21 protein-coding genes and 1 pseudogene are annotated in these 22749 nt (G+C 67.8%); 8 read left to right on the top strand and 14 right to left on the bottom strand.

Annotation, left to right across the window (positions count from 1 at the left end):
• Positions 1–15: 15 nt before the first annotated feature.
• From WS96_RS18855 to aroQ, 3 genes are read right to left on the bottom strand one after another with little or no spacing between them, the layout of a single operon-like run.
• Positions 16–1359 carry an MFS transporter gene (locus tag WS96_RS18855; protein WP_034206094.1) on the bottom strand — a complete coding sequence of 448 codons (1344 nt, stop codon included), beginning with the start codon at positions 1357–1359 and terminating at the stop codon, positions 16–18.
• Positions 1360–1395: 36 nt separating this feature from the next.
• Positions 1396–2250, bottom strand: a complete 855-nt coding sequence (locus tag WS96_RS18850; protein WP_059834489.1) for a shikimate dehydrogenase — start codon at positions 2248–2250, stop codon at positions 1396–1398.
• The gene (aroQ, locus tag WS96_RS18845; RefSeq protein ID WP_027781502.1) at positions 2247–2702 is read right to left on the bottom strand and encodes a type II 3-dehydroquinate dehydratase; all 456 of its coding nucleotides are present in this window, start codon (positions 2700–2702) and stop codon (positions 2247–2249) included. Before aroQ ends, WS96_RS18850 begins: the two co-directional genes overlap by 4 nt.
• 256 nt (positions 2703–2958) lie before the next feature.
• Between aroQ and WS96_RS18840 the strand changes: the two genes are divergently transcribed.
• Entirely contained in the window at positions 2959–4851 is a 1893-nt protein-coding gene (locus tag WS96_RS18840) for a bifunctional sugar phosphate isomerase/epimerase/4-hydroxyphenylpyruvate dioxygenase family protein (RefSeq protein ID WP_059780021.1), read from the top strand.
• A gap of 287 nt (positions 4852–5138) precedes the next feature.
• Complete coding sequence (locus tag WS96_RS18835; protein ID WP_006489463.1) at positions 5139–5402, top strand: hypothetical protein; 264 nt, start codon at positions 5139–5141, stop codon at positions 5400–5402.
• Positions 5403–5489: 87 nt separating this feature from the next.
• Here the strand turns inward: WS96_RS18835 and WS96_RS18830 are convergent, their stop codons facing one another.
• Positions 5490–6284 (bottom strand): AraC family transcriptional regulator, encoded by a 795-nt coding sequence (locus WS96_RS18830; RefSeq protein ID WP_059834487.1) that lies wholly within the window; start codon positions 6282–6284, stop codon positions 5490–5492.
• A 589-nt stretch (positions 6285–6873) separates the two neighbouring features.
• On the opposite strand from WS96_RS18830, the gene WS96_RS18825 reads away from it, so the two are divergent.
• Together WS96_RS18825 and WS96_RS18820 are read left to right on the top strand one after the other, a co-directional pair.
• Positions 6874–8052, top strand: a complete 1179-nt coding sequence (locus WS96_RS18825) for a branched-chain amino acid ABC transporter substrate-binding protein (protein ID WP_373557900.1) — start codon at positions 6874–6876, stop codon at positions 8050–8052.
• Positions 8053–8368: 316 nt separating this feature from the next.
• Positions 8369–9679, top strand: a complete 1311-nt coding sequence (locus WS96_RS18820; protein WP_059834485.1) for an MFS transporter — start codon at positions 8369–8371, stop codon at positions 9677–9679.
• Positions 9680–9784: 105 nt separating this feature from the next.
• Here WS96_RS18820 and WS96_RS18815 read toward each other — a convergent pair whose 3' ends face one another.
• The 4 genes from WS96_RS18815 to garD form a co-directional block, all read right to left on the bottom strand.
• Positions 9785–10222, bottom strand: a complete 438-nt coding sequence (locus WS96_RS18815; protein ID WP_034206089.1) for a DoxX family protein — start codon at positions 10220–10222, stop codon at positions 9785–9787.
• A 192-nt stretch (positions 10223–10414) separates the two neighbouring features.
• The gene (locus tag WS96_RS18810; RefSeq protein ID WP_059834483.1) at positions 10415–10870 is read right to left on the bottom strand and encodes an RbsD/FucU family protein; all 456 of its coding nucleotides are present in this window, start codon (positions 10868–10870) and stop codon (positions 10415–10417) included.
• 79 nt (positions 10871–10949) lie between these two features.
• Positions 10950–11342: a nuclear transport factor 2 family protein gene (locus tag WS96_RS18805; protein WP_059499365.1), complete on the bottom strand. Its 393-nt coding sequence runs from the start codon at positions 11340–11342 to the stop codon at positions 10950–10952.
• Positions 11343–11558: 216 nt separating this feature from the next.
• Entirely contained in the window at positions 11559–13112 is a 1554-nt protein-coding gene (gene garD / locus WS96_RS18800) for a galactarate dehydratase (protein WP_034206086.1), read from the bottom strand.
• A 228-nt stretch (positions 13113–13340) separates the two neighbouring features.
• Here garD and kdgD point away from each other — a divergent pair, with 228 nt between their 5' ends.
• Entirely contained in the window at positions 13341–14255 is a 915-nt protein-coding gene (gene kdgD / locus WS96_RS18795) for a 5-dehydro-4-deoxyglucarate dehydratase (protein WP_059834479.1), read from the top strand.
• 117 nt (positions 14256–14372) lie between these two features.
• Here the strand turns inward: kdgD and WS96_RS18790 are convergent, their stop codons facing one another.
• Both WS96_RS18790 and WS96_RS18785 read right to left on the bottom strand, forming a co-directional pair.
• The gene (locus WS96_RS18790) at positions 14373–14927 is read right to left on the bottom strand and encodes a hypothetical protein (RefSeq protein ID WP_059834477.1); all 555 of its coding nucleotides are present in this window, start codon (positions 14925–14927) and stop codon (positions 14373–14375) included.
• Positions 14928–15301: 374 nt separating this feature from the next.
• The gene (locus tag WS96_RS18785) at positions 15302–16879 is read right to left on the bottom strand and encodes an aldehyde dehydrogenase (NADP(+)) (RefSeq protein WP_059834475.1); all 1578 of its coding nucleotides are present in this window, start codon (positions 16877–16879) and stop codon (positions 15302–15304) included.
• Positions 16880–17117: 238 nt separating this feature from the next.
• Between WS96_RS18785 and WS96_RS18780 the strand changes: the two genes are divergently transcribed.
• A complete protein-coding gene (locus WS96_RS18780; protein ID WP_059834473.1) occupies positions 17118–18509 on the top strand; it encodes an MFS transporter in 1392 nt (463 codons plus the stop codon).
• Between the two features lie 65 nt (positions 18510–18574).
• Here WS96_RS18780 and WS96_RS18775 read toward each other — a convergent pair whose 3' ends face one another.
• Together WS96_RS18775 and WS96_RS18770 are read right to left on the bottom strand one after the other, a co-directional pair.
• A complete protein-coding gene (locus tag WS96_RS18775; protein WP_059834471.1) occupies positions 18575–19300 on the bottom strand; it encodes a site-2 protease family protein in 726 nt (241 codons plus the stop codon).
• Complete coding sequence (locus tag WS96_RS18770) at positions 19297–20250, bottom strand: DUF2167 domain-containing protein (protein WP_059780028.1); 954 nt, start codon at positions 20248–20250, stop codon at positions 19297–19299. Before WS96_RS18770 ends, WS96_RS18775 begins: the two co-directional genes overlap by 4 nt.
• Positions 20251–20449: 199 nt before the next feature.
• On the opposite strand from WS96_RS18770, the gene WS96_RS18765 reads away from it, so the two are divergent.
• A complete protein-coding gene (locus tag WS96_RS18765; RefSeq protein WP_059834469.1) occupies positions 20450–21298 on the top strand; it encodes a helix-turn-helix domain-containing protein in 849 nt (282 codons plus the stop codon).
• 31 nt (positions 21299–21329) lie between these two features.
• Here the strand turns inward: WS96_RS18765 and WS96_RS18760 are convergent, their stop codons facing one another.
• A complete protein-coding gene (locus tag WS96_RS18760; protein ID WP_059834467.1) occupies positions 21330–21956 on the bottom strand; it encodes a LysE family translocator in 627 nt (208 codons plus the stop codon).
• A 166-nt stretch (positions 21957–22122) separates the two neighbouring features.
• On the opposite strand from WS96_RS18760, the gene WS96_RS18755 reads away from it, so the two are divergent.
• Positions 22123–22587 carry an Lrp/AsnC family transcriptional regulator gene (locus tag WS96_RS18755; RefSeq protein ID WP_059834465.1) on the top strand — a complete coding sequence of 155 codons (465 nt, stop codon included), beginning with the start codon at positions 22123–22125 and terminating at the stop codon, positions 22585–22587.
• Here the strand turns inward: WS96_RS18755 and WS96_RS18750 are convergent.
• Positions 22584–22748, bottom strand: a pseudogene (locus WS96_RS18750) (dihydroorotase); the annotation flags it as partial. The gene WS96_RS18755 and the pseudogene WS96_RS18750 sit on opposite strands and share 4 nt — an antisense overlap.
• Position 22749 lies beyond the last annotated feature (1 nt).

Genomic DNA, 22749 nt, shown 5'->3' with positions numbered 1-22749 from the left:
GCGGGGAATCGGTCCTTACAACTCGATCCGCTTGATGTCGCCGACGACGAAGATGTACGACAGCGCGCCGACCAGCGCGATCACGCCGATGAACACGAGCGCGCCGACGAACGAGCCGGTCGACGCGACGATGAAGCCGACGACGAGCGGCGTGATGATGCCGGCGAGGTTCGCCGCGAAGTTGAAGATACCGCCCGTCACGCCGAGCAGGCCGTCCGGCGCGATGTCCGACACGAGCGTCCAGCCGAGTGCAGCCATCCCCTGCGCGAAGAACGCGACCGACATGATCGCGATCACGGCTTCGTTGCTCTGCACGTAGTTCGCGAGAATGATCGTCGACGCGAGCAGCAGGCCCGCGATGATCGGCAGCTTGCGCGCGAGGTTCGCGGACTTGCCGCGGCGCAGCAGCCAGTCGGAGAAGACGCCGCCGAACATCACGCCGACCGACGCAGCGATGAACGGCATCACCGCGAAGAAGCCGATCTTCAGCCAGCCCATGTGGCGCTCCGTTGCCAGATAGGTCGGGAACCAGGTCAGGAAGAACACGAGCGTCGAGTTGCCGGCGAACTGGCCGAGGCAGATGCCCGCGAGCTGGCGCTTCTTCAGCAGTTTGCCGGCCATTGCCCAGCTGAACTTCGGCTGTGCGGCCTTGCCGCTCTTGTCGTCGGTCTTGCGCGCGCCGTGCACGAGGCCGCCGCCCGCCTCGATATAGGCCAGCTCCGCCGCGTTCGCGCCCGGATGGTTGCGCGGCTCGTGGTAGAGCTTCCACCAGACGAGGCCGAACGCAATGCCGACCGCGCCCACGACCCAGAACAGCGAGCGCCAGCCGAATGCGCCCATCAGCGCGAACAGCACGGGGCTGAAGAACGCGAGGCCGATGTATTCGCCGACGGTATAGGTGCCCGTCGCCATCGCGCGCTCGTTCTGCGGGAACCAAGTCGCGACGACGCGGCTGTTGGTCGGGAAGCACGGCGCCTCGGTGATGCCGAGGCCGAGGCGACACGCGAGCAGCGTCGCGACGCCCGGCACGAAGCCTTGCAGGAACGTGCACAGCGACCACAGCGTCATCGACCAGTAGTAGGTGATCTTGCTGCCGAAGCGGTCGAGGAACAGGCCGCCGGGAACCTGCATCGCCACGTACGTCCACGAAAACGCGGAGAACATGATGCCCATCACGGCCGCGTTGATGCCGAGCTCCTTGGTGAGCTGCGGCGCAGCCACGCCCAGCACGGTGCGGTCGAGATAGTTGATCATCGTGCCGATCGCGAGCAGCGCGAGGATCTTGTAGCGCGCCGACGTGCGCCGGACCGTGCCGGCCGCCTGCGCCGGCGCGGCGCTCGTGTGGGTGGTGTGCTGCATGGTCGTCTCCTGGTCTCTTTCTGTGTCTGTAAGGGGTCAGCGCGCGACGAGCGACTGAAAGTGATCGAACATCCGCTCGGCGTCGGGCGTGCGCCCGGTGAAGATCTCGAACGCGTCGACGGCCTGGTACACGGCCATCCCGCCGCCCGGCAGCGTCGCGCAGCCGGCCGCGCGCGCGGCATGGATCAGCTCGGTTTCGAGCGGGAAATACACGATGTCGGCCACCCACATGCCCGCGTGGAGCAGTTCGGCCGGCAGCGGCAGGCCCGGATGCTTGACCATGCCGGTCGGCGTTGCGTGGATCAGGCCGGTCGCGGCGCGCATCGCGGCCGCGAGATCGCTACCGGGCGCGACCCGGGCCACGGGGAAGCGCTGCTGCAATTCGCCCGCCAGCGCGGTGGCCCGCGCGCCGTCGACGTCGAAAATCGTCAGTTCGGCCGCGCCCATCTGCAGCGCCGCGTGCGCGACAGCCGCGCCCGCGCCGCCCGCGCCGAGCTGGACGACGCGTTCGAGCGACGCGCCGGGCAGCCCGCGGCGGAACGATTTCGCGAAACCCGACCAGTCGGTGTTGTGGCCGATCCGCTTGCCGTCCTTGAACAGCACGGTGTTCACCGCGCCGAGCGCACGCGCGTCGTCCGACAGCGCGTCGAGATGCTCGATCACGCGCTGCTTGCACGGGTGCGTGATGTTCAGCCCGTTGTAGCCCATCCGCTGCGCGGCCTCGAGCAGCTGCGGCAGCGCGTCGACGTTCACGCCCAGCACGTCGAGATCGATGCGCCGGTACACGTAGCCAAAGCCCTGGCGGAATCCCTCTTCCTCGTGCATCGCGGGCGACAGCGAACCGCCGATGCCCTGGCCGATCAGGCCGATCAGAAACGACGGGCGGCTCATCGGGCGGCTCCCTGCGCGAACAGCGTCGCGAGGCGCTGCAGCGCGAACACGTAGCCTTCGGTGCCGCAGCCGCAGATCACGGCTTCGGCGATCGCCGACACATACGAGTGGTGGCGAAACGCCTCGCGGCGATGGACGTTCGAGATATGCACCTCGATCACCGGCTTCGCGATCGCGGACAGCGCGTCGGCCAGCGCCACCGACGTATGCGTATAGGCGGCCGGGTTGATCACGATGCCGTGCGTGTCGTGGCGCGCGGCATGCAGCCAGTCGATCAGTTGATGCTCGGCGTTCGACTGGCGGAACTCGATTTCCAATCCGAGCCCTTCCGCCGCCGTGCGGCAGCGCTGCTCGAGATCGGCGAGCGTTTCCGCGCCGTAGATGTGGGGCTCGCGCGTGCCCAGCAGATTCAGATTCGGGCCGTTCAGCACCAGCACCTTGTGCTTGCTCATGTGATTTTGCTCCAGAAACGGGGGCGAATCGTGAGCCGACTCCGCCCCCTGACGTCGAGATTTGGCGCTAGTGTGCGCTTGCGCAAGCGCAATGTCTTTTCGGGTTTTCGCTAATTTGTACCATCTAGTTAGTTTGTACAATATGCATCACTAGCCCAGTAAATTCGGGATATGGCGCCCGCGCCGAACTCAACGACTGGTTCATTCAGGGTCGGTTCGACCGGCGTCATGCCCCGCTCATCCGCAGGAATCGCCCATGCAGCGCTCGATCGCCACCGTGTCCCTGTCCGGCACGCTCGCCGAGAAGCTCGCCGCCATCCAGGCCGCGGGCTTCGATGGCGTCGAAATCTTCGAAAACGACCTCGTCTACTTCGACGGATCGCCGGCCGACGTCCGGCGCATGGCCGCCGACCTCGGCCTCGACATCGTGCTGTTCCAGCCGTTTCGCGACTTCGAGGGCGTGAGCGCGGCCCAGCTCGCGCGCAATCTCGACCGGATCAAGCGCAAGTTCGACGTGATGCATGCGCTCGGCACCGACCGCATCCTCGTCTGCAGCAGTGTGTCGGCCGATACGATCGCCGACGACGGATTGCTCGTCGACCAGCTCGGCGCGCTCGCCGAGGCCGCGCGGCAGGCCGGTGTGGTGGCCGCGTACGAAGCGCTCGCGTGGGGCCGCGTCGTGAAGCGGTATGGCCACGCGTGGCAGCTCGTAAATGCGGTGAACAGCCCGCACCTCGGCCTTGCGCTCGACAGCTTCCACACGCTGTCGCTCGACGATTCGCCGGACGCGATCGCCGACATCCCCGGCGACCGGATCGCGTTCGTGCAGATCGCCGACGCGCCGAAGCTCGCGATGGACGTACTCGAATGGAGCCGCCACTACCGCTCGTTCCCGGGCCAGGGCGACTTCGACCTGGCGCGCTTCACCGCGCGCGTGATCGAGTCGGGTTATACGGGGCCGCTGTCGCTCGAGATCTTCAACGACGGGTTCCGCGCGGCGCCGACCGCGCTCACGGCCGCGGACGGCCATCGCTCGTTGCTCTACCTGGAAGACCTGACGCGCGCGCGGCTCGCACGGGAGGGTCGCGCGCCGGCCGCCGGCCAGCCGCTGTTCGCACCGCCCGCGCCGCCCGCGCACGTCGGGTTCCAGTTCATCGAATTCGCGGTCGACGCGCAGGCGGCGGCGACCGTCGGCGAATGGCTCGGCCGGATGCGCTTCCGGCTCGCCGGCCGGCATCGCTCGAAGGACGTGACGCTGTTCCAGCACGGCGCCGCATCGATCGTGCTGAATGCCGAGCGCGACTCGTTCGCCGATGCGTTCTTCCAGCAGCACGGACTGTCGCTGTGCGCGTCGGCGTTCCGCGTCGACGACGCCAAAGTGGCGTTCGAACGCGCAGCCGGCTTCGGCTACGCGCCGTTCTCGGGCCGGGTCGGGCCGAACGAACGCGTGCTGCCGAGCGTGAAGGCGCCGGATGGCAGCCTCGAATATTTCGTCGACGAAGCGCCGGATGCGCCGACGCTGTATGAATCGGACTTCGTGCTGACCGACATCGACGGCCCGAGCGAAGTCGGCCCGCTGACGGGCATCGATCACGTGTGCCTCGCGCTGCCGGCCGACGCGCTCGACACGTGGATCCTGTTCTTCAAGACGGCGTTCGGCTTCGAGGCCGAGCGCAGCTGGCTCGTGCCCGACCCGTACGGGCTGATGCGCAGCCGCGCGGTGCGCAGCGCCGACGGCTCGGTCCGGATCGCGCTGAACGCATCGGTCGACCGTCACACGGCCGTCGCCGAATCGCTCGACCGCTACCACGGCACCGGGCTGAACCACGTCGCGTTCCGCACGGACGACATCGTGAAGACGGTCGCCGCGTTCGCGGCCGACGGCGTGCCGTTCCTGCGCATTCCGGCCAACTACTACGACGATCTCGCCGCGCGTTACGCGCTGCCGGACGAACTGATCGACACGCTGAGCTCGCACCACCTGCTCTACGACCGCGACGAGCACGGCGGCGAATTCCTGCATGCGTATACGGAACTGGTCGACAACCGCTTCTCGCTCGAGATCGTCGAGCGGCGCGGCGGGTACGACGGCTACGGCGCCGCGAATGCGGCCGTGCGGCTCGCCGCGCAGGCGCAGCGCAGGAAATAAGGAACGGACGCGAACCGGCGTTTGGGGGCCGGATCGCGCTCGCACTTCGGCAGTCGAGCGGACGGGCGCCGCTCGCCCGCGCCATCGCGGCAAAGCGCGGCCAAGGGGCCGGCCCCGCGGCCGGCCCGCGCGCATGCCGGAAGCCGCGCGTCGTCCGACGTTACATCCGGTAACCCATGCCGCAGTGCAGCATTGCGTCGCCCGCCCCGGTTTTAAGAATCGCTTAAGTCTTCGACGGCACCATCCGCAACCAGTACCCGATGGTTATCTTGAAAAGGAGGAAAGCGATGAGCGCCGTAGAAGCACCCGCGGGCCGCCCGGCCGCGCCCCCTGCAAAGAAGACGATGCTGCGCCGCCTGCTCAGTCATCATGAAATCGCGACGTTGCTCGTGCTGCTGCATGCACCGATCGGCGCGAACGCCAAACCCGAATTGCCCGCGCTGCAGGAAGCCGGCCTCGTCGAAATGGTCAAGCTCGACCCCGATACGGCCCCGAGCTTCCGGCTGACCGAAGACGGCACGGCCGTCCTGAAAGGGCTCGGCTACCGCTGAGCCGCCGCTTTCACCCGCTTTCACCCCTTCCCGCTTCCCCGCCCGACCCCGATCCCCGCGACCCGCCGGCCACGCCGGCGAGTGGCGTCACCCCGCGCGTTCCTGCAGCATCAGCCGGTATTCCGTCGGCGTCACGCCGACCGTCGCCTTGAACTGGCGCGTGAACGCGCTGTGATCCGTGTAGCCGCATAGCGCGGCCACGTCGGTCACCTTGTCGTGGGTGACCAGCAGCGCGGTGGCCGCGTCGAGCCGCGTCTTCAGCAGCACCTGACGCGGCGTCAGGTGGAACACCTTGTGGAAGTAGCGTTCGAGCTGCGCGACCGACATCCCGGCCATCTGCGCGAGCTGCTTCAGGTTCAGCGGCTGCACGTAGTGATCCTGGATGTGCTGGACCACGTCGGCGAGCCGGCTGTACGCCGGATGCGATCCCTCGTGCGCCTTCAGGTCGCGCGAGATGCCCGCGAGGCCGACCACCCGGCCCGCGGCGTCGCGCAGCGGCTCCTTGCAGGTCAGGCACCAGCCCGGCTGGCGGCCCGGATACAGGTGCAGCTCGAGCTGGTCCATCAACTGCTGGCCGGCATTGATCGTCGCCATGTCCTGTTCGAAGTAACTCCGGCCGAAGCGGCGCGGAAATACCTCGTCGGCCGTCTTGCCGAGCAGGTCGCGCTTGTCCTTGTAGCCGCAGCGCATCGCCAGCGTGCGATTGACGAGCGCGTAGCGGCCGCTCGCATCCTTCACGAAGAACGCGACATCCGGCAGCGCATCGAATACCGGTTCGAGCAGGCGGAAATGCGCGAGCATCGCACCAAGATCGGCGTTGTCGGGCTGGTGGCGCAACGTATCGGACAGGCTCATGGGCGGTACGGCAAGCAAGGTCGTCATCCCGGCAACCGCGAAGCGAGTGGCAGATGGCGTCGATTATAGGAGCGCCCCTTCGATCGCGTCGCGCCGAACGCGGGGCAGGCAAGACGGCGGCCGGTTGCATCGTGTGTCCCGGCCGGTTGCATCGGTCGGCGGGACAGGTTGCGTACGCAACCACTACGCCATTACGCGACACGTGTGCGGCCGGCAGCCGTTCCGCTTCCGCCGCTGCCGCCGCAACAGCGCATCGACACGCCGGCGCCACGCTCCCGATTCCGTCATCCTAAAAATGCCGACGGCCCGCGTCTTGGCGGGTTTGCGCATTCGTCATGACGATTTCGGCATATATCAGGGTTATCGACGATATGCCGATATCGTCGCCAGCCACGCATCGAACGCGCAAGACGCACGCATTTTCGTTACCTAGACTTCGCTTCACGGTCACGAGACGACATCCCGCCGCTGCCGCAATCGGCACGCGCGGCCCACCGCATCCGCCGCCGCGCACGCCGATTCCGGCACAGCGCGCGCAGCACGCGACAAGCACGCACGGCCTGCACGTCGGCCTGCGGACCGATACGTCTCGCCCGGTTTACCGGCGCCGGCCCGCATGCCGGCGGCGGCCCAACCACGCCATCAAGGGGAAGTGAAAGTGAAGCTGAAGGTATCGCACGTCGCGCTGGCCGCCGCCTGCGCACTGTCGGGCGCGCACGCCGTCGCCGCCGACGTCGTCAAGATCGGTTTCGCCGCACCGCTGACCGGCCCGCAGTCGAATTACGGCACGGACATGCAGAAGGGCGTGCAGCTCGCGATCGCCGATTTCAACGCGACGCATCCGACGATCGGCGGCAAGCCGGTCACGTTCCAGCTCGACTCGCAGGACGACCAGGCCGACCCGCGCACCGGCACGACCGTCGCGCAGCGGCTGATCGACGACAACGTCCGCGGGATCATCGGCCACTTCAACTCGGGCACCAGCATCCCCGCGTCCGACCTGTACGATCGCGCGGGGCTGCCGCAGATCTCGATGGCGACGTCGCCGCAATACACGGCGCGCGGCTACAAGACGACCTACCGGCTGCTGACCAGCGACGCGCAGGCCGGCCGCATCGTCGGCACGTACGCGGTGAAGACGCTGCGCTTCAAGCGCATCGCGATCATCGACGACCGCACGGCCTACGGCCAGGGCATCGCCGACGAATTCGCGAAGGCCGTGGAAGCGGCCGGCGGCACGATCGTCAAACGCGACTTCACGAACGACAAGGTGCTCGATTTCTCGGCGATCCTGACCAACCTGAAGGGCGTGAATCCGGACGCGGTCTTCTACGGCGGCGGCGACGCGCAATCGTCGCCGATGATCCGCAAGATGCGCCAGCTCGGGATGAAGTCGGCGTTCGTGACGGGCGAGATGTCGCGCTCGCCGACGTTCCTGAAGGTCGGCGGCGACGCGGCCGAAGGCGCGATCGTCTACATGGGCGGGCTGCCGAAGGAAAAGATGCCGGGCTTCTCCGGCTACGCCGCACGCTACAAGGCGCGCTTCAACGAAGACGTGATCACGTACTCGCCGTACTCGTACGACGGCACGATCGCGCTGCTCACCGCGATGAAGGAAGCGAATTCGACCGATCCGAAGGTGTACACGCCATACCTCGGCAAGGTGTCGATCAAGGGCGTGTCGGCCGCGAGCATCGCGTACGACTCGAAGGGCGACCTGAAGGATGCGCCGGTGACGATCTACAAGGTCGAGCGCGGCGCGTTCAAGCCGGTCGATACGATCGCCGGCAACTGATTACGCGGGCCCTGCCCCGCGCGGCGCGTCGGCGGCCCACCGGCCGCCCGCGCCGCGCGCGCTCCGGCTGCATGGTCCGAAGCCGTTCTCGGCGCACGCCCGCGTGCAGGCATTTCGCGCTCCTGTAGAATCCCCCCACCCGCTTTGACGCCTCGTCTCCGCCGTGCCCCATCCCGGTGCGGCGGCGCGTGTCGCGTGCCTCACCCGGCGCGCGGCATGCTTCGACGACGCAAGCCGCGCCTTGTCAGTCCATGCCGATAGCGGGCCCTGGAGACGCAGCACCGACAACAACATTCGAAAACCGATCGTCCTGACCATGCAAGCTTCCGAATTGAGCGGCGTGCCTCGCGCCGCCGAACGCGCGCTCACGCGCAGCGACTACAAGACCCTTGGCCTTGCCGCACTCGGCGGCGCCCTCGAGTTCTACGACTTCATCATCTTCGTGTTCTTCGCGCCGGCGATAGGACAACTCTTCTTCCCGCACGACATTCCCGACTGGCTGCGCCAGTTGCAGACGTTCGGCATCTTCGCGGCCGGCTATCTCGCGCGCCCGCTCGGCGGCGTGATCATGGCGCACTTCGGCGACCTGTTCGGCCGCAAGCGGATGTTCACGCTGAGCGTGCTGATGATGTCGGTGCCGACGCTGCTGATGGGCATGCTGCCGACCTACGACACGATCGGCATCCTCGCGCCGGTGTTGCTGCTGCTGTTCCGCGTGCTGCAGGGCGCGGCGGTCGGCGGCGAAGTGCCGGGCGCGTGGGTGTTCGTGTCCGAGCACGTGCCGTCGCGCCATATCGGCTACGCATGCGGCACGCTGACCGCAGGCCTGACGGCCGGCATCCTGCTCGGCTCGCTCGTCGCGGCCGGCATCAACAGCCGCTACTCGACGGCCGAAGTCGCCGCGTTCGCGTGGCGCATCCCGTTCCTGCTCGGCGGCGTGTTCGGGCTGTTCTCCGTGTACCTGCGCCGCTGGCTGCATGAAACGCCGGTGTTCGCCGAGATGAAGGCGAAGAAGGCGCTCGCGGCCGAGATTCCGCTGAAGGCGGTATTGCGCGATCACGGCCGCGCGGTGATCGTGTCGATGCTGCTCACGTGGATGCTGTCGGCCGCGATCGTCGTCGTGATCCTGATGACGCCCGCGCTGCTGCAGAAGCAGTTCCACCTGACGCCGGCGACGACGCTGTTCGCGAACAGCGTCGCGACGCTGTGCCTGACGGCCGGCTGCATCACCGCGGGTTCGCTCGCGGGCTGGATCGGCGCGAAGCGCGTGCTCGGCATCGGCGGCATCGGGCTGGCCGCGTGCTACTACCTGCTGTTCGCGCAGGTCGCGGCCGATGCGTCGACGCTGCCGCTCTACTACGGGATCGCGGGCTTCATGGTCGGCACGATCGGCGCGGTGCCGTTCGTGATGGTGAAAAGCTTCCCGGCCGTCGTGCGCTTCTCGGGCATCTCGTTCTCGTACAACGTCGCGTATGCGATCTTCGGCGGCCTCACGCCGGTGATCGTGTCGCTGATGATGAAGTCGAATCCGCTCGCACCGGTCGTGTACGTCGCGGCGATCTGCGTGCTCGGCGCGATCGCCGTGCAGTTCTCGAAGGATGCGAAGGACGTGCAGGGCACGCACTGAACGCCGGCGCTCGCGCCCGCTGGATGAACGAAGGGCCGAATCCCGCGGCGTGCGGGATTCGGCCCTTTCGTCTTGCGTCGGCGTGGCGGCGCGAGTGCGGTCAGCTCAACGCAGCACGCCGTACGACGAGCTCGGCCGGCGCAACGCGTCGATGCTCGCGCCGCCGGCGCCGGTGACGAACAGCAGCAGGAACCCGCCGGAAATCGCGACGTTCTTCCAGAAGTGAATCACCATGTCGTGCTGGACGGCCGCGTTGGTCGCGTCCCAGAAATTGTGCCCGACCATCGCGGTCGCGATCGTGTAGACCGCCATCAGCAACGCGAGCGGTCGGACCTTATAGCCGACGATCAACAGCAGGCCGCCCAGCCCCTCGATCGCGACGACGATCGGCGCGACGACCTGTTGATAGGGCACGTTCATCGTGTGCAGGTACGCGACGAAATCGCCGTAGCCGAGCAGCTTCATGATGCCGCCCCACAAGAACAACGCCGCCAGCGCCAGGCGTGCGAAAAAAATGACGCCGGAATCGACGGTACGCGTCATGCCTCTCTCCTCGTATGCAATTCGGCCGCCCGCGTCGGGCGCGCCCGTGCGGTTCGGCGCCGCGGCCCCGGAAGGGCGCGCGGCAAATGGGCCAGCATAGAGGGTCTTTTCGCGGTGTCCAAGAAAAAGGTTGTAGCAAATCTTTACACCGCGGCGGCGGCGCCGGCAGCCCGGCGCGCCGAAAAAACGCGTTTAGCCCGCGTCGCTCAACAGCACGCCCTTCTTGAAGATGAAGCAGCCGTAGCCGCGCTGTTCGCCGGTGACGATCACCGCATACGCCTGCTGCGCGCGCTCGTAGAACGCGAAACGCTCGACGCCGGTGAGCGGCACTGAACACCCCTCCGCGCGGTCGATCTCGGCCTGCACTTCGCGCTGCACGGGCGGCACCGCGGCGGCATCGCCGACGACTTCCATCCGCCACGCGGGCGTGTCGACGAACGTGTCGAGCGGCAGCACGGACAGCACCGCGCGCACGACGCGCGCCGAATCGGCGCCGTCGATCCGCAGCGCACGGCCGACCACCGTGTGCTCCGCGACGGATTCCGCGGGGAAATTCGCATCGCAGATCGCGATTTCGTCGCCGTGGCCCATCGCGCGCAGCGTGTGCAGGATGTCGGCGTGCAGCAGCGGATCGAGATTCTTCAACATGTGGGCTAGTCTCCGGGTTCAGGAACGAATCGCATAACGTTACCCGATCCCGGCGACCGCGGTGCGTACATCGTTCAGGTCACGACGCCGCGGCCGGCATTTCGTCGATGAAACCCGTGACCGATGCGAGGCGGCCCGACGCGTCGACGGTGCCGAAGTCCGAGCCCTTCACGATCGCCGCGCCGTCGGGCGACACGAGCGCCCACGAGAATCGCAGGTGCTGGCCGAATGCGTCGACGTCGGTCGTGCGCCGGAAGCGGTATGCGGGGAAACGTTGCTGCACGGCGGCGATCATCGTGTCGATGCCCGCGTGGCCGTCGCCGGCCATCAGCGGATCGCGATAGGCCGCGTCGCTCGCGTACGTCGCATCGATCAGCGCGCGGCGGCGCACGACGTCGGGTTCGTTCCAGGCATCGAAGTAGCGGTCGATCAGATCGGCGTGAACGGACGAGGCGGATTGAGCGGTGTTCATGGCGAGGCTCCTTGTGTCGGTGACTGACGTTGTCGCGGACGTTTCGTGTCCGCGTGCCGCTATCGTCGCCCGGCCGGCGGGGACGGTCGATTACGCGGGAGGTAAGGAAATCGCGCCGGCCGCGCGCCGCATGCCCGCGCCCGATCGCCCTGCGCACCGCAACGAAAACGGGCGCCCGAAGGCGCCCGCATCGTCTTGCCGCCACCCACGCGCCCGTCAGGTCACCGGCGCCGGATTGAACAGCGTCAGCGCATTCGCGAGCTTCCATTGCTCGGCCCACGTGCGACGCTTGCCGCTGGCGACGTCGAGCATCAGCCGGAAGAGTGCCCAGCCCGTGTCCTCGATCGTCGCCGCACCGGTCGCGATCTGCCCCGCGTCGAGATCCATCAGGTCGTGCCAGCGGCGTGCGAGATCGCTGCGCGTCGCGACCTTGATCACCGGCACCTGCGCGAGGCCGTACGGCGTGCCGCGGCCGGTCGTGAAAATGTGCAGGTTCATCCCCGCCGCGAGCTGCAGCGTGCCGCAGATGAAATCGCTCGCGGGCGTCGCCGCGTACAGCAGCCCCTTTTGCCGCGCGCGATCGCCGGGACGCACGACGCCGGCGATCGGCGCGCTGCCCGACTTCACGATCGACCCCATCGCCTTCTCGACGATGTTCGACAGGCCGCCCTTCTTGTTGCCCGGCGTCGTGTTCGCGCTGCGGTCGACGCGGCCGCGCTGCAGGTAACGGTCGTACCAGTCCATCTCGCGGATGATCTCGCGCGCGACGTCCTCGTTCGCCGCGCGCGACGTGAGCTGCGCGACGCCGTCGCGCACTTCGGTCACCTCCGAGAACATGATCGTCGCGCCCGCGCGCACGAGCAGGTCGGCCGCGAAGCCGACCGCCGGATTCGCGGTGAGCCCCGAGAACGCGTCGCTGCCGCCGCACTGCACGCCGACGACGAGATCGGACGCCGGGCAGGTTTCGCGACGGCGGCGGTTCAGCCGCTCGAGATGCGATTCGGCCATCTTCATGATCGAATCGATCATCGAATTGAAGCCGACGTGCGCGGCGTCCTGCAGGCACACCACGCCGCCGTTGTCCGTCGCGCCGTCGGCCGCCACCGGAATCGCGCCCGGCGGCAGCAGGCGCTCGGGCTGCAGCTTCTCGCAGCCGAGGCTCACGGTCATCACTTCGCCGCCGAAGTTCGGATTCAGGCTGATGTTGCGCAGCGTGCGGATCGGGATGTCGGCGTCGGGCGCGTCGATCGCGACGCCGCAGCCATACGTGTGTTCGAGCCCGACCACGTCGTCGACGTTCGGGTAGCGCGGCAGCAGTTCGTCCTTGATCCGCTTCACCGCATGCTCGACGACGCCCGACACGCACTGCACGGTCGTCGTGATCGCGAGGATGTTGCGCGTGCCGACCGAGCCGTCGGCATTGCGAAAGCCCTCGAACGTATAGCCTTCGAGCGGCTCGAGCGGCGGCGCGGCACGCGTGGCGAGCGGCAGGTCGTCGAGGCCCGGCGGCTCCGGCATGCGCATCGTGCGCTCGTTGACCCAACTGCCGCGCCGCAGGTCGGTCAGCGCGTAGCCGATCACCACGTTGTAGCGCACGACCGGATCGCCGGCCGCGAGGTCGACGAGCGCGACCTTGTGCCCCTGCGGCACGCCTTCGCACAGCGTCAGCCCGTCGGCGAACGTCGCGCCTGCGGGCAAACCGCCGTCGTTGACGACGATCGCGACGTTGTCGTCCGGATGCACGCGGATGTAGAGAGGGGAAGCAGTCATCGGAATTCCTGGAAGCTATCTGCGATATCGTTAGTCATCATACGACATTCAACCTCAATCGACGATGCTGCGTAAACCCTTATCCGGAAAGACCCTACCCTTGACCGGCCAGCAAACCGCTTGCGCCGCTCATGCTTGCGTTGTACGATGACATACAACGACATCGCCAATATGGCTCGGATGCCGTACCGACGAACCCCGCACTCGCGCTAGACGGACGACCCAACCATGACTTCACCGCAAGAACTCAAACAGATCATCTCCCACGGCCTGCTGTCGTTTCCGCTGACGGATTTCGACGCCGACGGCAGCTTCCGCCCGTCCACCTATGCCGAGCGCCTGGAATGGCTGGCGCCGTATGGCGCGAGCGCACTGTTCGCGGCCGGCGGCACCGGCGAATTCTTCTCGCTCACGCAGCGCGAGTATTCGGACGTGATCCGCGTCGCGACGGAAACCTGCAAGGGCAAGGTGCCGATCCTCGCCGGCGCGGGCGGCGCGACGCGCGTCGCGATCGAATATGCGCAGGAAGCCGAGCGCCTCGGCGCGAGCGGCGTGCTGCTGATGCCGCACTACCTGACCGAAGCGAGCCAGGAAGGGATCGCCGAGCACGTCGAGCAGGTCTGCCGCGCGCTGAAGATCGGCGTCGTGGTGTACAACCGCGCGAATTCGAAGCTGAATGCGGACATGCTGGAGCGCCTCGCCGACCGTTGCCCGAACCTGATCGGCTTCAAGGACGGCGTCGGCGAAATCGAAAGCATGGTCACGATCCGCCGCCGCCTCGGCGACCGTTTCGCGTACCTCGGCGGCCTGCCCACGGCCGAAGTCTATGCGGCCGCGTACAAGGCGCTCGGCGTGCCGGTGTACTCGTCGGCGGTGTTCAACTTCATCCCGAAGACGGCGATGCAATTCTACGAAGCGATCGCGAAGGACGACCACGCGACGGTCGGCCGCCTGATCGACGAATTCTTCCTGCCGTACCTGAAGATCCGCAATCGCCGCGCAGGCTACGCGGTCAGCATCGTGAAGGCGGGCGCGAAGCTCGTCGGCCACGACGCGGGCCCGGTGCGCGCGCCGCTCGTCGACCTGACCGACGCCGAAGCGGCCGAGCTCGACGTGCTGATCAAGAAGATGGGCCCGCAGTAAGCGGGATTCGCCGGCGGCGCGGGGCCTTCATCGGCACGGCGCGCCGGCTCCCGCACGCGTCCGTATCCGTATCGCGCGATGGCCGCGCGGCTCGACGAGCCGGCGCGGCCCACTTCATTACATCTGCGCGATCGCGCCGATGATCCGCTGCCGCACGCTCGCGAGCGTACGCTGCGTCTCGTCGATCCCTTTGCGCGCCGCAAGCGGCCGGCCGCGCGCCGGCGACTCGGCGCTCACGATCTGTTCCAGCACGTCGCGGTCGACGACCGCATCGAAGAACCGCCCGACGGTAAACATCGCGTACTGCTTCGCGGTCGCGAGATGCGTGTTGGCCTGCGTGAGCGCGTCGGCGCGCTGCGCACCGTTCGGCCCGTCGATACTGCGGCGATGCTTCAGCGCGAACACCACCGCCTGCATGTCGTACTTGAAGCGCTCGACGGCTCTGCCGAAGATCAACGAATGCGGATCGGCGCCCGCGACGGGCCGCCCCTGGTTGATCGTCACGTCGAATTCGCTGCCGCCCAGCTCGCGCTGCAGCGCGAACAGCGCGTCGGCCAGCACGCGCCCTTCGCTGTATTCGCCGATCTGGGTGCGAACCGATTTCGCGACGTCGCCGATCGCTTTCCACAACCCGGCCGCGAACAGGTGGTCGCCACGCTTGCTGATATTCATCGGATGGTTCCTTGTTGGTCTTGTGATCTCTCAGGCTCGCCTGCGAACCGGACGGCTCGCAGCTTCGCTACTGTAGGAGAAACGCGGGCAACAGGAAAGCCGACCTCTCGCCACCCCGTCCGCGCATCACCCGGAGCGCCATTTGATGTCGCGATTGATACCGGCGGCAGCAAGCTATGGACGCGCGACCGGCGCCTGCTGGCTGCAGCGGAGCGCCTGGAACTCGTCGCCCGCCCCGCTCGCTGACCGAGCGAAACCGGCACGAAAGCCCGCGTTGAATAAAAAAGGCGGCGGGGCCCGTGGGCCCCGCCGCCGCGTTTCGACGTGCCGGAACGCGTCCCTCCCGGGACGCCGCGTTCAGCGGTTACGCCACGTCACTCCGCCTTCCCGTCGCGCAGCCGCGGAATCGCCAGCGGATTGCTTTCCTGCAGCCCTTCGGGCAGCAGGTCGTCCGGGAAGTCCTGATAGCACACCGGCCGCAGGAAACGCTCGATCGCGGTCGCCCCGACCGACGTGACGGACGGGTTCGACGTGGCGGGGAACGGGCCGCCGTGCACCATCGCATCGCACACTTCGACGCCGGTCGGGTAGCCGTTGACGAGCAGGCGCCCGGCCTTGCGTTCGAGGATCGGCAGCAGCCGGCGCGCGAGCGGCTTGTCGTCGGCGTCGATCTGCAGCGTGGCCGTCAACTGACCTTCGAGCGCGTCGAGCACGCGCGCGACTTCGTCGAGATCGCGGCAGCGCACGATCAGCGACGCCGGCCCGAACACCTCGTGGCTGAACGCCGGCTCGGCCAGGAACGCCTGCGCGCCGACTTCGTACAGCGCGCCGCCCGCCTGGCAGTCGGTCTGCGCAGCCTCGCCCGCGCCGATTTCGCGCACGCCGGGCAATTCGGCGAGCTTGCCGCGACCGTTGCGGTACGCATCGGCGATGCCGCGCGTGAGCATCACGCCGGCCGGCTTCTTCGCGAGCGCCTGCGCGGCAACCGTCTCGAAACGGTCGAGATCGGGGCCGTCGATCGCGAGCACGAGGCCCGGATTGGTACAGAACTGGCCGACGCCGAGCGTCAGCGAATCGACGAAGCCCGTCGCGATCGCATCGCCGCGCGCGGCCAGCGCGGCCGGGAACAGCACGACGGGGTTGATGCTGCTCATTTCCGCATAGACGGGAATCGGTTGCGGGCGCGCGTTCGCGAGCTGTACGAGCGCCATCCCGCCCTGCCGGGAACCGGTGAAACCGACGGCCTGGATCGCCGGATGGCTGACGAGCGCCGCGCCGGTCACGCGGCCGGGGCCGACCAGCAGCGAGAATACGCCGGCCGGCATGCCGGTTTTCGCGACCGCGGCGCGGATCGCACGGCCGACCAGCTCGGACGTGCCGAGGTGCGCTTCGTGCGCCTTCACGATCACCGGGCAGCCGGCCGCGAGCGCCGACGCGGTATCGCCGCCGGCCACCGAGAACGCGAGCGGGAAATTGCTCGCGCCGAACACGGCGACGGGCCCGAGCGCGATTTTCTGCAGCCGCAGGTCCGCACGCGGCAGCGGCGTGCGGGCCGGCTGCGCGGGATCGATCGACGCGGCGAGGAAGCGCCCGTCGCGCACGACGCGCGCGAACAGCCGAAGCTGGCCGACGGTGCGGCCGCGCTCGCCCTGCAGCCTCGCGACCGGCAGGCCCGTTTCGGCATGCGCGCGCTCGATCAGCGCGTCGCCGAGCGCGACGATTTCATCGGCGATCGCGTCGAGAAACGCCGCACGGGCCGCGAGCGGCTGCGTGCGGTACGCGTCGAACGCGTCGCGTGCGAGTTCGCACGCGCGGTCGACGTCGGCCTGCGTCGCGACGCCGAACGCCGGGACGTCGATCGGCACGCCCTTCGTCGGGTCGAACGCGTGCAAGGTTCCGGCCGAGCCGGCCACCGCTTCGGCGCCGATCAGCATCTCTCCTGTCAGTTGCATGGGGTGTGCTCCGTGGTTCGGGAATGGATTGCTCATTGTAGCTCAACAGATACGATGTCTGCCGACGGTATCGCGCCGCCCGCGAAGGCGCCGACGATACACCCGCCCGCCTCGCGGGGCCAGCGAATCCCGGTCTTCCCATATTGTGACGAGGATCCTCGAGGGAAAACCCGAGGTGTCCGGATTCGCACATTCTCAATAAACTTTCGCTCATGTCATACGACGACGTACATTTAAAGTGAGCAATCAGACCTCCCCTCGCGATCTTCCGCTCGACCTCGCGCGCACCGCGCGTCGAACCGCCGTGCGCTACTGGATCCTGGCGATGCTGTTCGTCGTCACGACGCTCAACTATGCGGACCGCGCGACGCTGTCGATCACCGGCACGCCGATCCGCAAGGCGTTCGGCATCGATCCGGTGACGATGGGCTACATCTTCTCGGCATTCAGCTGGGCGTACGTGCTCGCGCAACTGCCGAGCGGCTGGCTGCTCGACCGCTTCGGCGCGCGGCGCGTGTATGCGGCGAGCATCTTCCTGTGGTCGGCGTTCACGCTGCTGCAGAGCACGATCGGCCTCGGCGGCAGCGCCGCGTTCGCGGTCGCCGCGCTGTTCGCGATGCGCTTCGCGGTCGGCATCGCGGAAGCGCCCGCGTTTCCGGCGAACGCGAAGGTCGTCGCGAGCTGGTTCCCGACCGCCGAGCGCGGCACGGCATCGGCGATCTTCAACGCCGCGCAGTATTTCGCGGCCGTCGTGTTCTCGCCGCTGATGGCGTGGCTCACGCATGCGTACGGCTGGCACCACGTGTACCTGTGGCTCGGTCTCGCCGGCATCGCACTGGCATTCCTGTGGCTGCGCGTGATGAAGGATCCGGTCGATCATCCGGGCGTGAACCGCGCGGAACTCGAGCATATCGAACAGGGCGGCGGGCTGGTGCGCTCGACGGGCCGGCCGGCCGGCGCGCGCGGCAGCGGCGGCGCTTCCGAAGGCAGCCGCGTGGCGGGTTGGTACTACGTGCGCCAGCTGCTGTCGAACCGGATGCTGCTCGGCGTCTATCTCGGCCAGTACTGCGTGAACGTGCTGACGTACTTCTTCCTCACGTGGTTCCCGATCTACCTCGTGCAGGCACGCGGGATGTCGCTGCTGAAGGCCGGCTTCATGACGTCGCTGCCGGCGATCTGCGGGTTCCTCGGCGGCGTGCTCGGCGGGATGCTGTCGGACGCGCTGATCCGCCGCGGCGTGTCGCTGACGCTCGCACGCAAGATTCCGATCGTCGGCGGGATGGCGCTGTCGATGGCGATCATCGGCTGCAACTACGTCGACAGCGAAGCGCTGGTCATCACGCTGATGGCCCTGTCGTTCTTCGGCAAGGGGATCGGCTCGCTCGGCTGGGCCGTCGTCGCGGACACCGCGCCGAAAGAGGCGATCGGCCTGTCGGGCAGCCTGTTCAACATGTTCGGCAATACGGCGGGCATCGTCGCGCCGATCGCGATCGGCTACCTCGTCGGCGCGAGCGGCTCGTTCAACGGCGCGCTCGTGTTCGTCGGGCTGAACGCGCTCGTCACCGTGTTCAGCTATCTCGTGATCGTGAAGGACATCAAGCGCGTCGAACTGCGTCATCGCGACGCGTGAGGTTCGACCTTCGAGAAACGGCGGCCGCGTAGCAGCGGCCGCCGTTTTTTTGCATCGAATCGACGTCAGGTCGACGCATGCACGACGCGCAGCATGTCGTGCACGCCGGACGTCATCAGCGCGAGGAACGCGAGCAGGCCGACGTAGCAGAGTGCGTAGGTCGTCTTCGTCTCGATCGACGTCGCGTAGTACATACGGTTCTCCGGCGCATCGGGATCGTAGCGCCACGCGCGCTTCAGTTGCGGCAGCGCGAGGATCGCCATCACGATCAGCAGCGGGCTCGGCCGATACACGAACAGCGCGATCAGCACCGGCACGCCCGCGAACCAGATGCGCGGCGACAGCACCGCGGTGATCCGACCGCCGTCGAACGGCGACAGCGGAATCATGTTGAAGAGATTCAGGAAGAAACCCGTGTACGACAGCGCGAGCAGCAGGTTGCTGTCGTAGTGGCGCGCGGCCGCATAGCAGGCCAGCGCGCCGAGCGTGCCGACGAACGGCCCGGCGAGGCCGACGTATGCCTCCGTTTCCGCGTCGTGCGGCATTTCCTTCAACTGGATCCACGCGCCGACGAACGGGATGAAGGTCGGCAGCCCGACGTCGAGCCCGCGCCGCTGCGCGGCGACGTAATGACCGGCTTCGTGCACCAGCAGCAATGCGACGAAACCGGCCGCGAAGCGCCAGCCGTAGAACAGCGCATAGACCGCGATCGACGCGAGCATCGTGCCGGCCGATACGAGCACCTTGCCGAGCTTCAGGCCGCCGAAGATCAGCAGCAACAGCTTCGTCATTCCTTGCGCTCCGTGGCGGCTGCGTCGGATGCGTCGGCGACGGCCGGCACCGCGACCGCCTTCGGCTTGCGCCCGAAGAAGCGCTTGAGCGCCGCGCCGCCGGCCAGCAGCGCGACCGCGCCGATCTTGAAGAACTTCGCCGCGAACGCGCCGATCAGCGCGAGCAGCCCGAGCTTTTTCGCGCCGACGCCGACGATCAGCGCCGCGAGCCCGTACTCGGCGACGTGGTCCGTCGACTGGTTGAAATCGGCATAGCGCTTGCCGTCGTTGAAGCTGATGTTCGCCAGCAGCGCGTCGGCCGATGCCTTGTACTTCGGCAGGTCGGCGAGCGTCGACGCCATCGTCAGCGACAGGTAGCCGTCGCGGCCGAGCACGAGCGTCCGATAGTTCACGCCGTCGTTCCCGGCATTCGGCGCCGCGCCCTTGTCGCGGATGATCGCCGACCACACGAGCCGGTGCGTGGCCGCGTCGTATGCGGGCGCCTTCGCCCAGCCGACCACCTCGGTTTCGGGCAGGCCGCGCTCCTTGCGCGCCGGGTTGTTCGCCTCGGTGCCGGCCTGCAGGCTTTTCAGCAGTTCGTCGGGCTTCCAGTCCTTCGCGTCGTCGTCGCGGATGTAGCCGCTCGGCTCGAACGACACGACCGAGATCCAGTCGGCATCGGGATCGTCGGGCAGCACGAGGCCGACCAGCTTCGATTCGTCGATCGCGTTGCCCATCGAACGCAGATAGCGGCCGGCCTCGGCGGCCGGCACGAACGATTCGCCGGCCTTCAGCTTCAGCACGGCTTCGTGTTTCACGTCGATGTCGGTCGGTCCCTTCACGACCGCTTCGTTGGCGGCCGCGGCGGCGGCCCTCATTTCCACCTGCGCAGCTTCGGTCTGCGCGTGGCCGCTGGTCGCGGCGAGTGCGAGCGTCGCCACGCAGGCGAGCCGGACGGCGAGTTTTTTCATTGTTGGATTCCCCTGGAATGCCGTGTTGTCGATGTGCGCGGCGGCCGGCCCATGCGTTGTCGTCGCGGGTCCGGCGCCGCCTCTCAGGTGGCACGGGGGCTATGGTAACGCAGCGGCCGTGCGCGCCGGGGTGGGCGTGGCGCGGCGCTTACCTCGCAGGTAATGCCAAAGCGGCGCGGGATTGCCTATCATCTGCGCCATGAACCCGACCGCCGCCCTCCATTCGCGCTCCCCGTCCGCCGGCCGCGCGTCCGGCATCGGTCCGCTACTGCGCACGTGGCGGCAACGCCGTCGCCTGAGCCAGATGGCGCTCGCGCTCGACGCGGACGTGTCCGCGCGCCACCTGAGCTTCGTCGAATCGGGCCGCGCGCAGCCGAGCCGCGAGATGGTGCTGCATCTCGCCGAACGCCTCGACGTGCCGCTGCGCGAGCGCAATGCGCTGCTCGTCGCGGCCGGCTTCGCGCCGCTGTTTCGCGAACGGCCGTTTTCGGACCCGGAACTGGATGCGGCGCGTCATGCGGTCGAGGCCGTGCTGCGTGGGCACGAGCCGTACCCGGCGCTTGCGGTGGACCGCCACTGGACGCTGCTCGCGGCGAACCGGATGCTCGGCGCGCTGGTCGCGCAGGCCAATCCGGCGCTGCTGCAGCCGCCCGTCAACGTGCTGCGGTTGAGCCTGCATCCGGACGGTCTCGCGTCGCAGATCGTCAACTGGCACGAATGGCGCGCGCACATCCTGCATCGGCTGCAGCGGCAGATCGATGCGAGCGGCGACCGCACGCTGCATACGCTGCGCGACGAACTCGCCGCGTATCCGGCGCCGGCCGGCCAGCCCGACGACGCGCCCGCGCGCACCGATTTCGCGGAGATCGCCGTGCCGCTGCGGCTACGCACGGCAAGCGGCGAGCTGACGTTCTTCAGTACGACGACGGTGTTCGGCACGCCGGTCGACGTGACGCTGTCGGAACTGGCGATCGAGGCGTTCTTTCCGGCGAATCCGGACACGGTGGAGGCGATGCGGGTGCTGGCGGACGCGTTGCCGGCGGCGTAACGCCGGCCGGCGGGCCGGCATCGCGCCCCGATCAGCGGCGCTCGAGCGCCAGCTTCACGCCCAGCGCCAGCAAGACGACGCCGCTGACGCGATGCATGCGCGTCAGGATGCGCGGGTTGCGGCGGATCGACGCCGACAGCAGGCCGGCGAACAACGCGACCGGCCCCTTGACGAGAAACGTCAGCCCGGCGAACGTCGCGCCGAGCACGAACAGCGACAGCATCGGATGCGGGGCGCCCGCCGGAACGAATTGCGGCAGGAACGCCAGATAGAAAAGCGCGACCTTCGGATTCGACACGTTGGACAGCGCGCCTTGCGCGAACGTCCGGAGCCGCGATGCCGGCGCATTGCCGTTGCCCGCGAGCGTCAATTCGCCCGACGAACGCAGCAGCGCGATGCCGAGGTACAACAGGTACAGCGCGCCGATCACCTTCAGCGCGGTGAACAGCCATTCGGATGCCTGAAGCAGCGCACCCAGCCCGAGCGTCGCGAGCATCGTATGGACGAGCAGCCCGACGCTGACGCCCGCGGCGGTCACGAGGCCCGCGCGCGTGCCGCCGGACAGCGTGCGCGACATCACGAGCACCATGTCCTGGCCCGGCGTCAGAATGATTAGAAGAGAGGTGGCCATGAACGGCAACCAGGCGACGTGCGGCATCGGGAAGCTCCTGAAAGTGGCGCCGCGGCGGGCGGGGATCGCGCGCCCGGGGCCGGACAGTCGTCGGATTATCGGCAACTTCCGTTGGTGATTGGATGCAAAGTCAGCTATTTCTGGCCATGAATTTGGAGTTATTCTCCAATACTCATATTGCGGGTAGCCAAAAATGCCAATCAAACTGGACGCGATCGATCGACGCATTTTGCGTGCACTGCAGCAGAATTCGAACCAGACGAACGCCGACATCGCGCAGCAGGCCGGCCTGTCGCCCACGCCGTGCCTGCGCCGCGTTCACCTGCTCGAGGAACAGGGCGTGATCGACGCCTATGTCGCGTTGCTGAACCCGGCGGCCGTCGAGCTGCGTTTCACGGCATTCGTGCGCGTGACGCTGGAGCGCCAGGACAAGACGACGGTCGAACGCTTCGCGCGCGAGATGGAACGGGCGCCCGAAGTGCTCGAATGCCATCTGATGGCCGGCAGCTACGACTATCTGCTGCGCGTGATCGCGAAGGATCTCGACGACTATCAGCGCTTTCAGATGGAAACGCTCACGCAGATCGAAGGCGTACGCAACATCGAAACCGAGATCCCGCTGAGGCGCATCAAGCAGACGGTGCGGCTGCCGATCTAGGTGTCGAGGAACGTCACGGCCTTCCCGGCCGGCCGCCCGTGCAACTCGCCGTCACGCACGACGACCTGCCCGCGCACGACCGTATGCACGGGCCAGCCCGTGACCGCGCATCCGTCGTACGGCGTCCAGCCGCTCACGCTCGCGATCCATTCGTCGCGGACG

It is taken from the genome of Burkholderia sp. MSMB1835, assembly GCF_001526365.1.
GTDB lineage: Bacteria > Pseudomonadota > Gammaproteobacteria > Burkholderiales > Burkholderiaceae > Burkholderia.
This window is presented reverse-complemented; position numbering and strand designations above follow the sequence as displayed.